Consider the following 13,707-nt stretch of genomic DNA (forward strand, 5'->3'; position numbering starts at 1 on the left):
GTGCGGGTTGATGCCCTCATCAGGCCCTCTCTCTGTGGGAGAGGGCCTGGTGTCTTACTACTTATGCGGGATCCCGAGCGACTCCGCCAGCTGTTTCGCTAACTGATTATTGTCGTCCGCTCCGTACTCCCAGAACATCGCCCCGGCGAGACCTTTCTCTTTGATGTAGTCCGCCTTGATCTCGACAGAACGCGGATTCTCATACGAAATCGCAAACAGCGCGTTGCCATCGGCACCCTTTACCGAGAGCCACGGTACCTTCGCCTGGACGTCCCAGTGCTCGGTAAAACGTTTCTGCGGATCGTTCAGCAGCTTCTTCACGATATCATTGTACTTCACGTAGGTATCTTTAGTCAGGTCATAGCCGAGCGACTTAAACAGGGCGATCTCCTGCGGTCCAAAGTAGGGCTGTGTGACCGGATTTTTTTGCGCGTCCGGCTTGCTCCAGTCAATGCCCGGTTCAACCGCACGTTTCGGTACGCGGCCGTAAAAACCGATCCCGAGGTTCATCTGCTTCGGCTTAAGTCCGGCGGCCAGATAGTTGTTCACCACAAAATCGACGCTGTATTTGTCGGCGGCAGCCACCGTTGGCCAGGCGCTGGAGTCATACAGGTTCGCGTTGAAGTACTGTGTCCCGTACGCCATGTCGTAGGTCATCAGGTTGATGTAGTCGAGGAGCGGGGCGATGGCTTTGACATCCACCCAGCTTTTCGGACTTTCCGCATTCGCGCCCACCGCAATGGTCACCAGCTTTTTCTGCCCGAACGTGTCGCGCATCTCTTTCAGCAGGGCGGTGAAGTTATCCCTGTCGGCGGGCTGGCTTGCAACCAGCCCCCACGCGCCGTTGACCGGATATTCCCAGTCGAGATCGATCCCGTCCAGACCGTATTTCTCAACAATTTCCTTCGCGGAGCGGATAAACACCGCGCGACTCTCCTGGGTTGCCGCTGCGCCAGAGAAGCCACGCGCCCCCCAGCCGCCAACGGAGAGCAGGACTTTCAGGTTCGGGTTTTGCTTACGCAGAGTGGGGATTAAGGCCAGATCGGACGCCACTTTTGGCGACAGCCAGATTTGATGCAGCTTCGCCGGATCTTTCAGCGCGGGGTTGGTCTCGTCTTTCTCGTTGTTATAAACAAGCCCAAACGAGTAGTTCAGATGGGTGATCTGACGAACGTCCAGTTTATTGATATCGCCACCCGGTCCGGCGGTGACGTCGCCACCCCCGTTAAAGTAGCCCACGGACATCAGAGGTGCGGCGGAAGCAAGCGACGCGCAAAGCAAGGGTAATGCTGCCAGCAGGGGCAAACGTTTCATACAAGTTCCTCTTTGACTTAATAAAATAACCACGCCACAGAAAAGGCGTGGCGAAAAAACAGCCTGAAGAGAATAGCATTGCCGCTTCGCTGAGGATGCGAGGGAGTTCACTTTATGGGGATTGGGGAGGGGTTTTGCCGGGTAAGCGTCAGCGCCACCCGGCTTAAAAGGCTACGCCTGCGTTTCCTGCCAGTCTGCCAGCGTATACAGCGTGGCACCTTCGGCGGCCATATCCATAAATGCCTGAGCGCTGTCCTGTGGTTGGATGTTCACCCCACGACAGCCGTCGGTGATGACGCTAACGGTATAACCCAGCTGGAGCGCGTCCAGCACGGTAAACTTCACGCAGTAATCCGTCGCCAGACCCAGCACGATCAGCTCCGTGATTTCATGGTGACGTAACCACGCATCCAGCGCCGTCTTCTGGCGATGCCCGTTATCGAAAAATGCGCTGTAGCTGTCGATAGCCGGATTTTCCCCTTTATGAAACACCGCGTCGATGGCCTTCTGATTCAGGAGCGGGTGCAGCTCCGCTCCTTCGGTCTGCTGTACGCAGTGATCCGGCCAGAAGGTTTGCGCCAGACCGTCGAGTTCACCCTGGGTGAAAGGCTCAACGTTGTGCTGGCTGGCAAAGCTGCCGTGGTTCGCCGGGTGCCAGTCCTGGCTGGCGACAACCGCTTCACCGCGGGCTTTGCACCAGTCAATCAGGGTATTTGCCACGTCAACGGTACTGTCACCTTCGGCGACGGCCAGCGCGCCGCCCGCGCAGAAATCATTTTGCAAATCGACCAGTAGCAGGGCGCGTTGCTTCATGAGAGCTCCTTATTCGTCCGGGGTCAGCTCGCCACGCAGGTTTTGCATCATTGCGCGGCGAATGGACTGAATGTCCAGATCCTGACTCAGTAAATAGTGAAGTTTAGTCAGCGTCGCCTCAACGGTCATATCGAAGCCGCTGATCACCCCCGCGTGCGCCAGCGCGTTGCCGGTGGCATAGCCGCCCATATTGACCTTGCCAGACATGCACTGGGTCAGGTTTACCACCACAATTCCGCGCTCGCTGGCTTCCTGAAGCTCCTTCAGAAATTCGCCGTTCTGCGGAGCGTTGCCGACGCCATAGGAACGGAGGATCAGCGCTTTCACCGGCTGGCGCAGAAAGTTGCGCACCACGTCCGCGGAGATGCCCGGATAAATGGTGACCACGCCAATCGGCTGCGGGGTAATCGGATGCACAATCAGCTCGCCGGCGGTGTTCGGTGCCGGAGGCGTTCCCAGACGGCGGATATGAATACCCGCTTCCAGCAGCGGCTGCAGGTTAGGGGAGGCAAAGGCGTCAAAACCGTCGGCATGGGCTTTGGTGGTGCGGTTGCCGCGATACAGGCGATTGTTAAAGAACAGCGACACTTCGTTGATCGGGTAATTCGCCGCCACGTACAGGGAGTTCAGCAGGTTGATCTGCCCGTCCGAGCGCAACTCCGCCAGCGGTATTTGCGACCCGGTGACGATCACCGGCTTGCTCAGGTTCTCCAGCATGAAGGAGAGCGCCGAAGCGGTGAACGCCATGGTGTCGGTGCCGTGCAGGATCACGAAGCCGTCGTACTGGTCGTAATGGGCTTTAATGTCATCCGCGATGTGCTGCCAGTCTTCCGGCGTCATGTCGGAGGAGTCCATCAGCGGCTCGTATTCGTGGATGGTGAAGTCAGGCATTTCCGGACGGTGGAATTCAGGCATCAGCGCAAGCTGACGCTGCAGATGGCCGGAGACGGGGATATAGCCATTTTCAGAGCGCTGCATACCGATGGTACCGCCAGTGTAGGCTACATAAATCGATTTCTTCTGCATGGTAGTGAGTTCTTGTTCTTCAAAAGAAAAAAATCCCCTCTTCACGGGAAGAGGGGACGGTTTTTAACGGACGTTCGCGCAGGTCAGGCAAAACGCGTAACGACTTTGTGGATCGTTAAAGGCCGCGAGCTTATCGCTTTCCGCCTTCATCGCTTTCGCAGCCGTGGTCACCGGGGCCGGCAGGTACGCCTGCAGCGCCTCCGGCAGCATGGCGCGTACGGAGACGGACATGCTGTCCATCACCATATCGAAGAACGACGGTTCGTCCTGATAATACTCAACGTGCCACTGCTTGAGCTTCGCCAGTTCGGCGGCTTTCTTCACCGCGTCGTCGAAGTCGCCCAGGCTGTCGACCAGACCGTTACTCTTCGCATCCTGTCCGGTCCAGACGTGGCCCTGAGCAATCTTGTCGATCTGTTCCGGCGTCTTCTTACGCGAGTCGGCAACCAGCGTGATAAAGCGTTTATAGCCGTTCTCAATGCTCAGCTGCATCATCTCTGAAACTTCCGGCGGCAGAGATTTGGTCATCGACACATCCGCCAGCGGCGACGTGGAAACGCCATCGGTATGCACGCCCAGATAATCCAGGCTGTTTTCCACGGTGTTAATCACCCCGAAGATGCCAATCGAGCCGGTCAGCGTGCTTGGGTTCGCCACAATATAGTTGGCAGGCGTGGAGATCCAGTACCCGCCAGACGCGGCCATGCCGCCCATGGATACGACGACCGGCTTGCCAGCGGCACGCGCTGCGGCCAGCTCGGCGCGGATCACTTCGGAAGCGCTAACGCTGCCGCCAGGGCTGTTCACCCGCAGGACAATCGCTTTCACTTTCGGGTCAAGGCGTGCATCGCGGATTTGCGACGCGGTAGTATCACCGCCGACGTTCCCCGGGGTTTCCTGACCGTCCATGATAGCGCCGTTAGCAAACACCACGGCTACGCTGTCGCCGCTGTCGTCCGGCTTTTTCGCAGCATAGTCATACATGCTGATGGCGCTGTAGTTTTTGTCCTCTTTGCTCCAGCCAAACTGTTTGGTCAGGGCTTTTTCGATATCCGCACTGGTGCCCAGTGCGTCAACCAGCTTGTTGTCGAGCGCATATTTCGCGGTATCACCGTCGACCTTGCGCAGTCCATCCAGCACGCCGCGAGCGCCAGGGAACACCTGCTCAGCGGTAATTTGACGGTTAGCGGCAACGGTACCCAGATAGTTCTGCCACAGCTCGCCAATCCAGCGGCTGTCCGCTTCACGGGCGGCAGGGGACATATCGTCGCGGATAAACGGCTCCACGGCAGATTTATAGGTGCCGACGCGGAAGACGTGGGTGGTGACCTTCAGCTTGTCGAGCAGCGATTTGTAGTACAGGCCGTTGGTGGCAAAACCGTGCAGATCGACCGTTCCCTGCGGCGAAAGCCAGATCTTATTGGCGAAGCTTGCCAGATAATATTGCCCCTGGCTGTAGCTGTCGCCCACGGCAATCACCGGCTTGCCGCTGTCGCGGAACTCGCGCAGCGCTTTACCGATGTACTGCATAGAAGGCTGGTCGCCGCCGGCAAAATCTTTCAGATCCAGCACGATCCCGGTGATGTTTCGGTCGTCTTTGGCCTGACGGATAGTATCGACGATATCGAACAGGGAGTTCTCCTGCAGGCGGTCTGACGTCGCGCCAAACAGCTGGCGGCCGATCACCCCCAGACGATTGCTGGTGGACGGTTTATCAACGATCACGCCGGTGATATCGAGTAACAGGGCCCCACGAGTCGAATGCTGCGCCTGATTCGCGTTGCTGATATGCATCCAGATGCCCGCGCAAACCAGAACCAGCAGGATGAAGAAGATGTTCATCACCAGGTTGCGGACGAAGTTGAGCAGTCGCCACGTCCATTTAAAGAAACCGGCAAAGATTCGCCAAAGGGTTCGCATGTATTCTCCCTAACCAGAAAATGACTGTTTCCGTCGCCACTGGACGGTAATGTTGGGTTATCGTAATGACCCAACCGCCACTTGTCAGCAGGAATCGCCTGCCAGGCTGTAACAAAATCTGCCGTCGTGTTAATTTTGTGAGTAAATTTCAAGAAAGGAGTTAACCAATGGATGCACTCGAACTGCTTGTTAACCGTCGTAGCGCGTCACGTCTGGCCGAACCCGCCCCTGCGGGCGAGCAGCTGGAAAACATTCTGCGTGCCGGTATGCGTGCGCCGGATCATGGCACGCTGCAGCCGTGGCACTTCTTTGTGATTGAAGGCGAAGGCCGCGATCGCTTCAGTCAGCTGCTGGAGCAGGGGGCAGTTGCCGCCGGGCAGGATGAGAAAGGTATCGATAAGGCGCGTAACGCGCCGTTCCGCGCCCCGATGATTATCGCTGTCGTGGCGAAATGCCAGGCCGACCATAAGGTGCCGGTCTGGGAGCAGGAAATGTCTGCCGGCTGTGCGGTGATGGCGATGCAGATGGCCGCCGTTGCGCAGGGTTATAACGGTATCTGGCGCACCGGGCCGCTGACCGAGAGCGCCGCAGTGCGGGCAGGATTCTCCTGCGGTGAGCACGACAAAATTGTCGGTTTCCTTTACCTCGGCACCCCGCAGCTTAAAGCCTCCAGCACCATTAGCGTGCCGGACACCACGCCTTTCGTCAGCCGTTTTTAATTACACGCGCTAAACTGTCTGGATTCTGAGCATCCGCCGCAGAATTCAGACAGTCATACTTACCTCTTTATGGAATGAGCGCTACCATAGCGCGATTGAGATGACAGGAGACGTCCATGAGCGAGCAAACCATTCGTTTAACGCAGTACAGCCACGGAGCCGGTTGCGGTTGTAAAATTTCCCCGAAAGTGCTGGAGACCATTCTGCACAGTGAACAGGCGAAGTTTGTCGACCCGAACCTGCTTGTCGGCAACGAAACGCGTGACGATGCGGCGGTTTATGACTTAGGTAACGGCACCAGCATTATCAGCACCACTGACTTCTTTATGCCGATTGTTGATAACCCGTTCGACTTCGGGCGCATCGCGGCCACCAATGCCATCAGCGATATCTTCGCCATGGGCGGTAAGCCGATCATGGCCATCGCCATTCTGGGCTGGCCGATCAACACCATTCCACCGGAAATCGCCCGCGAGGTGATTGATGGCGGGCGTTTCGCCTGCCAGCAGGCGGGGATTGCGCTGGCCGGCGGCCACTCGATTGATGCGCCAGAGCCGATCTTCGGCCTGGCCGTTACCGGCGTGGTGCCGACCGAGCGCGTGAAGCGCAACAGCACCGCGCAGGCGGGCTGCAAGCTGTTCCTCACTAAGCCGCTGGGCATTGGTGTGCTCACCACCGCTGAGAAAAAATCCCTGCTCAAACCGGAGCACAAAGGTCTGGCGACGGAAGTCATGTGCCAGATGAACCTCGCCGGCGCGGCGTTCGCCAATATCGACGGCGTAAAGGCGATGACCGACGTCACCGGTTTTGGCCTGCTGGGGCACCTCTCTGAAGTCTGTCAGGGCGCGGGCGTGCAGGCGCAGGTCTGGTATCAGGACGTGCCGAAGCTGCCTGGCGTGGAAAAGTACATTGCCCAGGGCGCGGTTCCGGGCGGTACCCAGCGCAACTTCGCCAGCTACGGGCACCTGATGGGCGAAATTCCTGAGGCGTGGCGCAACCTGCTGTGCGATCCACAAACCTCCGGCGGCCTGCTGCTGGCCGTCACGCCGGAATCCGAAGCCGAGGTTCAGGCAACCGCCGCCGAGTTTGGCATCACCCTGACGGCGATCGGCGAACTGGTGACCGCCCGCGGCGGCCGACCGATGATTGAGATCCGTTAATTCGATGCGGTTGTTTATTGCCGAAAAGCCGAGCCTGGCCCGTGCCATCGCCGACGTGTTGCCTAAACCGCATCGCAAAGGCGACGGCTTTATCGAATGCGGTAACGGGCAGGTGGTCACCTGGTGTATCGGCCACCTGCTTGAACAGGCGCAGCCGGACGTCTACGACAGCCGCTACGCCCGCTGGAACCTCAACGATCTGCCCATCGTGCCGGAAAAGTGGCGTCTTCAGCCTCGTCCGTCCGTCACCAAACAGCTCAACGTCATCAAGCGCTTCCTGCATGAGGCAACGGAGGTGGTCCACGCAGGTGACCCGGACAGAGAAGGGCAGCTGCTGGTGGACGAAGTGCTGGACTATCTTGAGCTGGCGCCGGAAAAGCGTCAGCAGGTACAGCGCTGCCTGATCAACGACCTCAACCCGCAGGCCGTTGAGCGGGCGATCTCGCGCCTGCGTTCCAACAGCGAGTTTATTCCGCTGTGCGTCTCTGCTTTAGCGCGCGCCCGAGCGGACTGGCTGTACGGCATCAACATGACCCGCGCCTACACCATCCTCGGGCGCAACGCGGGCTATCAGGGCGTACTCTCCGTGGGCCGCGTGCAGACGCCGGTGCTGGGGCTGGTGGTGCGTCGCGACGAAGAGATCGAGAACTTCGTCGCCAAAGATTTCTTTGAAGTGAAAGCGCATATCGTCACCCCGAAAGACGAGCGCTTCACCGCGGTCTGGCAGCCGAGCGACGCTTGCGAGTCGTACCAGGATGAAGAGGGGCGTTTGCTGCATCGTCCGCTGGCGGAGCATGTGGTTAACCGTATTACCGGCCAGCCGGCCATCGTTACCAGCTATAACGATAAACGGGAATCAGAACCCGCGCCGCTGCCGTTCTCCCTTTCTGCTCTGCAGATTGAGGCCGCGAAGCGCTTTGGCCTCAGCGCGCAGAACGTGCTGGATATCTGCCAGAAACTCTACGAAACCCACAAGCTCATCACCTATCCGCGTTCGGACAGCCGCTATCTGCCGGAAGAGCACTTTGCCGGACGCCATTCGGTGATGAATGCCATCGGCGTCCACGCGCCGGATCTGCTCCCGCAGTCCGTCGTTAACCCGGACACCCATAACCGCTGCTGGGATGACAAAAAGGTCGATGCCCACCACGCGATTATCCCGACGGCGCGCGCCAGCAGCGTCAACCTGACCGACAACGAAGCGAAGGTCTATAACCTGATCGCCCGTCAGTACCTGATGCAGTTCTGCCCGGACGCGGTGTTCCGCAAGTGCGTCATCGAGCTGGAAATTGCCAAAGGCAAGTTTATCGCTAAAGCGCGTTTCCTCGCGGAAGCGGGCTGGCGCACGCTCCTCGGCAACAAAGAGCGCGATGAGGAGAACGACGGCACGCCGCTGCCGGTGGTCGCTAAAGATGACGAACTGCTGTGCGAGAAGGGCGAAGTGGTTGAACGTCAGACCCAGCCGCCGCGCCACTTCACCGATGCGACGCTGCTGTCAGCCATGACCGGGATCGCCCGCTTTGTGCAGGATAAAGATCTGAAGAAGATCCTGCGCGCCACCGATGGACTGGGTACGGAAGCAACCCGCGCGGGGATCATCGAGCTGCTCTTTAAGCGAGGTTTTCTTGAGAAAAAGGGGCGCTACATCCACTCAACGGAACCGGGCCGGGCGCTCATACACTCTCTGCCGGAGCTGGCCGCAAGGCCGGACATGACCGCGCACTGGGAATCCGTGCTGACGCAAATCAGCGAAAAGCAGTGCCGCTATCAGGACTTTATGCAGCCGCTGGTGGGGACGCTTTACCAGCTGATCGATCAGGCGCGCAGCACGCCGGTGAAGCGGTTCAGAGGCATGGTTGCACCCGGTGGTGGCGCGAAGAAACCGTTCAAAAAGAAAAAGAGCGCGGCTTGATACGCCCGGTTTTCTCCCTCTCCCTGTGGGAGAGGGCACCCGGCCGCACGATATAAACCTTAAATCACGCCCTGCCCAATCATCGCATCCGCCACCTTCACGAACCCGGCGATATTCGCCCCGCGCACGTAGTTGGTTTGCGATGCCTCGCCGCCGTACTCGACGCAGGCATGGTGAATATCCAGCATGATGTGGTGCAGACGGGCATCCACTTTCTCCGCCTTCCAGCCGAGCCGCGCCGCGTTTTGCGCCATCTCCAGGCCGGAGGTCGCCACGCCGCCCGCGTTCGCCGCCTTGCCTGGCGCAAACAGCACGCCCGCCTCCAGGAACAAATCCGTCGCCTCGATAGTGGTCGGCATATTCGCCCCTTCCGCTACCGCCTTCACGCCGTTGCTAATCAGCGTGCGCGCGGCGTCCGCGTCCAGTTCGTTTTGCGTGGCGCACGGCAGGGCGATATCCACTGGTACGCCCCACGGCTGTTTGCCTTCCAGATACGTCAGGCCAAACTCCGCGGCATAATCGGCAAGCCGGCCATCGTGGCTGGCTTTGATTTCGCACAGGCGCGCCAGCTTCTCCGCCGTAAAGCCCGCTTCGTCCACTACCGTGCCTTTAGAGTCGGAGGCAGTCACCACGCGGGCACCAAACTGCATCGCTTTTTCGATAGCGTACTGCGCCACGTTACCGGAGCCGGAGACCGCCACGCGCATCCCCTCGAAACCTAAGCCGTGACGCTTGAGCATTGCCTCGGTGAAGTAAACCAGGCCGTAGCCGGTCGCCTCCGGGCGGATCAGGCTGCCGCCAAACGATAACCCTTTGCCGGTAAAGACGCAGGCGCTGTTGTTGGAGAGTTTTTTCATCATCCCGGCCATAAAGCCCACTTCACGTCCGCCCACGCCGATATCACCGGCAGGCACGTCGGTATCCGGGCCGAGGTGGCGGTAGAGCTCAGTCATCAGCGCCTGGCAGAAACGCATCACTTCGCCTTCGCTTTTGCCTTTCGGGTCGAAATCGCTCCCGCCTTTACCGCCGCCCATTGGCAGGGTGGTGAGCGCGTTTTTAAACGTCTGTTCAAAGCCAAGGAATTTCAGAATCGACAGGTTCACGGAAGGGTGGAAGCGCATGCCGCCCTTAAACGGACCGATGGCGGAGTTAAACTGCACGCGCCAGGCGCGGTTGACCTGTACCTGGTTGCGGTCATCCACCCAGGTCACGCGGAACTGGATCACACGCTCTGGTTCAACCAGACGTTCCAGCAGCGACAGTTGACGATAGCGCGGGTTTTCTTCAAGGAACGGCCAGAGGGTAGTCATTACTTCACGAACGGCCTGAGCAAATTCGCTTTGGTGCGGGTCGCGCTGCTGAACATAGGCAAGGAAACTTTCCAGAGAGCGTGTCTGATCCATAGATATAAGAACCTCTTATAGTCATTAATGTATGTTGCTTATGCGATTTGTGTTGTTTTTTTGACTATACCACCCGTACCGCTTTGTGAAGCAAGCAGAAATGTGGACCGAAAGGGAAATTAATGACCCGGGCCGCGTCATAACAAAAAGCGATGGCGCGCTAAATTAAAGATTCTGCCCGATTTACCGTTATAGTCATTATCAGGACACAACAGGAAGAGAAGTCTATGAACCGTTACGTGATGGCCGCGTTATCATTGATGTTGACCGCAGGCGCGCAGGCTGACCGCATTCGCCCGGATGTAGAAGTGAACGTGCCGCCGGAGGTGTTTAGCTCCAGCGGCCAGCGCGCGCAGCCGTGTAACCAGTGCTGCATCTACCAGGATCAAAACTATTCTGAAGGGGCCGTCGTGAAGGCGGATGGCGTGCTGCTGCAGTGCCAGCGCGATGAACATACCATCAGCACGAATCCGCTGGTCTGGCGTCGCGTAAAAGAATAAACGCCTCCAGCAGCGGAATATCCGCCGGAGCTAACTCATAACTGAAAGCCTCTTCCGGCGTACACCACGCCAGCGCGCTGTGGTAGTGCGCCGTTAACTCTCCGCTGAAGCGGGGTACGTGCCAGGCGTGCAGGTTGATTAACCGCTGTGATACCTCGCGCTGATGGCTCGCCACGTACTGCTCAGGCTGAGCCTCGATACCCAGCTCTTCACGCAGCTCGCGGATAAGCGCCTCAGGCTGGGTTTCTCCGGCCTCCACTTTGCCGCCAGCGAACTCCCACATTCCCGGCTGGTCGGCGTGAGCAGGGCGCTGCGCCAGTAAAATTTTGTCGTCTTTTTCGATGATGGCCGCAACGACATCGACTGTTTTTAGCATGGTCGTCAATAATTGATAGCGAAAAACGCCATATTATCGTGCCCTTTCAAAGAGTCCAGCCATCAGGAGAATCAGGTGAAAGAGACGTCCACCTGGGTAGAGCCCATCCCAACCCTTCCGGCGAGCGTAAAACCTATTGCTGCCATGCAGCAAAAACACTTCGGCGCCGTGCTGAACCCCACGCGCTGGTGGGGACGCATGCCGCGTCTGTTCTGGCTGGTCGCTTTGTTTGTGGGGTTTCTGGAGCGCAGAAAAGCGCGCCTGACGCCAGTGCTGCGCTCGCTGCTCATGACGCGCGTATCGCAGCTGTGCCACTGTGCGTTCTGCATTGACGCCAACAGCCTGCGCCTGGCCGAGCGCTGCGGCGCGCTGGATAAAGTCCAGGCCGTAAGCGGCTGGGCTGATTCTGACGTGTTCAGTGAACAGGAACGCGCGGCGCTGGCCTATGCGGAGGCGGTGACCGCCACGCCGCCCCGGGTGGATGAAGCAATCAAAACGGCGATGAAACGCCACTTTACGGATGATGCCATCACTGAAATGACGGCGCTCATTGCCTTTCAGAATCTCTCGGCCCGGTTTAATGCCGCGCTGGATATACCGGCACAGGGGCTGTGCGCCACGTTTAAAGGGAAGCCTGATGCTTGACCGTCACCTGCACCCGCGGGTAAAGCCCGCTCTGGACTGTCTGGTATCCGTGCTGGATAAGCCGGGCGTTACGCCCGACGGATTAACGCTTGCCGGGTTTGCCATCGGCCTGCTGGCGTTGCCGTTTCTGGCCCTCGGCTGGTATCCGGCGGCGCTGGCCGCCATCGTCCTGAACCGCCTGCTGGATGGTCTGGACGGCGCGCTGGCGCGTCGGAGAGGGCTGACGGATGCGGGAGGGTTTCTCGATATCGCCCTCGATTTTCTGTTCTATGCGCTGGTGCCGTTTGGCTTTGCGCTGGCTGCACCCGCAGAGAATGCGCTGGCGGCGGCCTGGCTGTTGTTTGCGTTTATCGGCACCGGCAGCAGTTTTCTCGCCTTTGCCGCGCTGGCGGCGAAGCACGAGATCGACAACCCCGGCTATGCGCATAAGTCGTTTTACTATATCGGCGGGTTAACGGAAGGGACGGAGACCATCGCGCTGTTCGTGCTGTGCTGCCTGTTTCCGGCACAGTTTACGCTGTTCGCGTGGATATTCGGCGCGCTGTGCTGGTTGACCACCACAACGCGCATCTGGAGCGGCTACGTGACGCTGAAGTCACTCACCCGTTAGAGAGCACTCTCTGGTCCGCGCTCTCCGGCGGTGACCGGGTTCTGCGGGTGGCTGCTCCATTCGTACCAGCCGCCGTCATAGACGGCGATATTTTTCCAGCCCATCGCCCGGGCGTACATAAAGGTTTCGGACGCCCGCCAGCCAGTGCCGCAGTAAAACGCGACCTGCTGTTCCGGCAGAATATTCCAGCGCTTCCACTGGGCGGCGATGTCGTCAGCGCTGCGCATGGTGCCATCCGGGTTATGGAAATCCTCCATGTGGGTGGCATCGCTGCCCGCGTGACCCCAGCGGGCACCGGCAATTTCACCTTTTGGCTTGATGTAGCTGTAGCCGCTGGTTTCGCCGATAAACTCCGGCCACGAACGAATGCTGACCAGGGAGGCATCCTGACGGTGCAGCATGCCGCGCGCCTGTTCCATATCCACCATCAGCTGCGGCTGGCCGGGGATCGGCGCGCCAAAATCAGGGGCAGGAGCCACTTTGCCGGGCGTACCGCGCTCAACCGGCAGACCGGCATCTGACCACGCCTTCCAGCCGCCATCGAGAAGGCGCACATCCTTCACGCCCGCGTAGAGCATGATCTGCGCCACGCGCGCGGCGGCGTAAACGTCGCGCCCGTACAGAATGACGGTGGTATCGTGACGGATCCCGTGCTTTGCCAGCATTGCTTTCAGCCTGTCGTCGGAGACTTTGTTCCACAGCGGCTCGCTTTCCACCTCGTTGGTGTCAATGTAGCCCGCGCCGGGAATGTGGTTAAGCAGGTAAAACTTCGGCGCGCCCCATGCCGCTTCTATGACTTTCCATTCGCCCGCCGGCGCGGCGGTCACCGGTTTGCCCTGCTGAAGCCTGTGGATCCACTGCGGGTAGACCAGCTGTTCAAAGTGAGGCAGGCGCTGAAGGCGGTCGGGCGTCTGCAGAGCATCGCTGAGCAGCGAAACGTGGCGGTAACCAGCTTTCTCCAGACGGGCTTTCACCGCCTGGTTATCGTTCTCGTCGCCATACAGCGCGATGGACGTCGCAGGGGTAAGCTGATGCTGTTTTGCCCAAAGTGCAATCTGCTCGTCGCTCATGGCGCTAAGCCAGGCGGCTGCCAGGTTGAGCGCTGCGGGTTCGTGCCCGGAAGGACCGCTGAGGGTCTGCGGCCAGCCGTTATAGAAGGCGCTGGGGCGGGTGTCGATTGCCGCGCCGTGCTGCGCCTGAAGCTGAGACAGCGTCATCGCGTTGGCCATATCAGCAGCCTGAGAGGAAAAAGAGGCGAGGCCGCAGATCAGGGCCAGCGCGGTCAGTTGAGAAACACGTTTCATCGAAT

General features: G+C 59.1%; 13 protein-coding genes. 6 read left to right on the plus strand and 7 right to left on the minus strand.

Translation table 11 applies throughout. The features are described from left to right. Positions 1–57 precede the first annotated feature (57 nt). From IM295_RS07130 to sppA, 4 genes are all read right to left on the minus strand, one after another. On the minus strand, positions 58–1,314 hold the full coding sequence (locus IM295_RS07130; protein WP_193066456.1) for a glycoside hydrolase family 18 protein: 1,257 nt from the start codon (positions 1,312–1,314) through the stop codon (positions 58–60). Between the two features lie 171 nt (positions 1,315–1,485). Then, entirely contained in the window at positions 1,486–2,127 is a 642-nt protein-coding gene (gene pncA / locus IM295_RS07135; RefSeq protein ID WP_028012773.1) for a bifunctional nicotinamidase/pyrazinamidase, read from the minus strand. Positions 2,128–2,136: 9 nt separating this feature from the next. Beyond that, a complete protein-coding gene (gene ansA / locus IM295_RS07140; RefSeq protein ID WP_028012774.1) occupies positions 2,137–3,153 on the minus strand; it encodes an asparaginase in 1,017 nt (338 codons plus the stop codon). Positions 3,154–3,216: 63 nt separating this feature from the next. Then, a complete protein-coding gene (gene sppA, locus IM295_RS07145; RefSeq protein ID WP_193066457.1) occupies positions 3,217–5,073 on the minus strand; it encodes a signal peptide peptidase SppA in 1,857 nt (618 codons plus the stop codon). 167 nt (positions 5,074–5,240) lie between these two features. Between sppA and IM295_RS07150 the strand changes: the two genes are divergently transcribed. The 3 genes from IM295_RS07150 to IM295_RS07160 all read left to right on the plus strand — a co-directional run bounded on the left by IM295_RS07150 (position 5,241) and on the right by IM295_RS07160 (position 8,864). After that, the gene (locus tag IM295_RS07150; protein ID WP_028012776.1) at positions 5,241–5,792 is read left to right on the plus strand and encodes an NAD(P)H nitroreductase; all 552 of its coding nucleotides are present in this window, start codon (positions 5,241–5,243) and stop codon (positions 5,790–5,792) included. 116 nt (positions 5,793–5,908) lie between these two features. Further along, positions 5,909–6,952 (plus strand): selenide, water dikinase SelD, encoded by a 1,044-nt coding sequence (selD, locus tag IM295_RS07155; protein WP_193066458.1) that lies wholly within the window; start codon positions 5,909–5,911, stop codon positions 6,950–6,952. Between the two features lie 4 nt (positions 6,953–6,956). Further along, complete coding sequence (locus IM295_RS07160) at positions 6,957–8,864, plus strand: DNA topoisomerase III (RefSeq protein ID WP_045261603.1); 1,908 nt, start codon at positions 6,957–6,959, stop codon at positions 8,862–8,864. Between the two features lie 59 nt (positions 8,865–8,923). On the opposite strand, the gene gdhA is transcribed toward IM295_RS07160, so the two are convergent. Further along, positions 8,924–10,267, minus strand: a complete 1,344-nt coding sequence (gdhA, locus tag IM295_RS07165) for an NADP-specific glutamate dehydrogenase (RefSeq protein WP_193066459.1) — start codon at positions 10,265–10,267, stop codon at positions 8,924–8,926. 227 nt (positions 10,268–10,494) lie between these two features. Here gdhA and IM295_RS07170 point away from each other — a divergent pair, with 227 nt between their 5' ends. Beyond that, positions 10,495–10,767, plus strand: a complete 273-nt coding sequence (locus IM295_RS07170; RefSeq protein ID WP_193052863.1) for a YnjH family protein — start codon at positions 10,495–10,497, stop codon at positions 10,765–10,767. Here the strand turns inward: IM295_RS07170 and IM295_RS07175 are convergent. Then, positions 10,727–11,143 (minus strand): pyrimidine (deoxy)nucleoside triphosphate diphosphatase, encoded by a 417-nt coding sequence (locus IM295_RS07175; RefSeq protein WP_045261602.1) that lies wholly within the window; start codon positions 11,141–11,143, stop codon positions 10,727–10,729. The genes IM295_RS07170 and IM295_RS07175 overlap by 41 nt on opposite strands. 75 nt (positions 11,144–11,218) lie before the next feature. Between IM295_RS07175 and IM295_RS07180 the strand changes: the two genes are divergently transcribed. After that, positions 11,219–11,788 (plus strand): carboxymuconolactone decarboxylase family protein, encoded by a 570-nt coding sequence (locus IM295_RS07180; RefSeq protein ID WP_045261601.1) that lies wholly within the window; start codon positions 11,219–11,221, stop codon positions 11,786–11,788. After that, entirely contained in the window at positions 11,781–12,398 is a 618-nt protein-coding gene (locus IM295_RS07185; RefSeq protein WP_193066460.1) for a CDP-alcohol phosphatidyltransferase family protein, read from the plus strand. Before IM295_RS07180 ends, IM295_RS07185 begins: the two co-directional genes overlap by 8 nt. Here the strand turns inward: IM295_RS07185 and IM295_RS07190 are convergent. After that, positions 12,395–13,702, minus strand: coding sequence for a sulfurtransferase (locus IM295_RS07190; protein ID WP_049136812.1), 1,308 nt, complete (start codon positions 13,700–13,702; stop codon positions 12,395–12,397). The genes IM295_RS07185 and IM295_RS07190 overlap by 4 nt on opposite strands. Between the last annotated feature and the right edge of the window lie 5 nt (positions 13,703–13,707).

This window comes from Enterobacter cloacae complex sp. P14RS, assembly GCF_014895895.1.
In the GTDB taxonomy this organism is placed as follows: domain Bacteria; phylum Pseudomonadota; class Gammaproteobacteria; order Enterobacterales; family Enterobacteriaceae; genus Enterobacter; species Enterobacter bugandensis.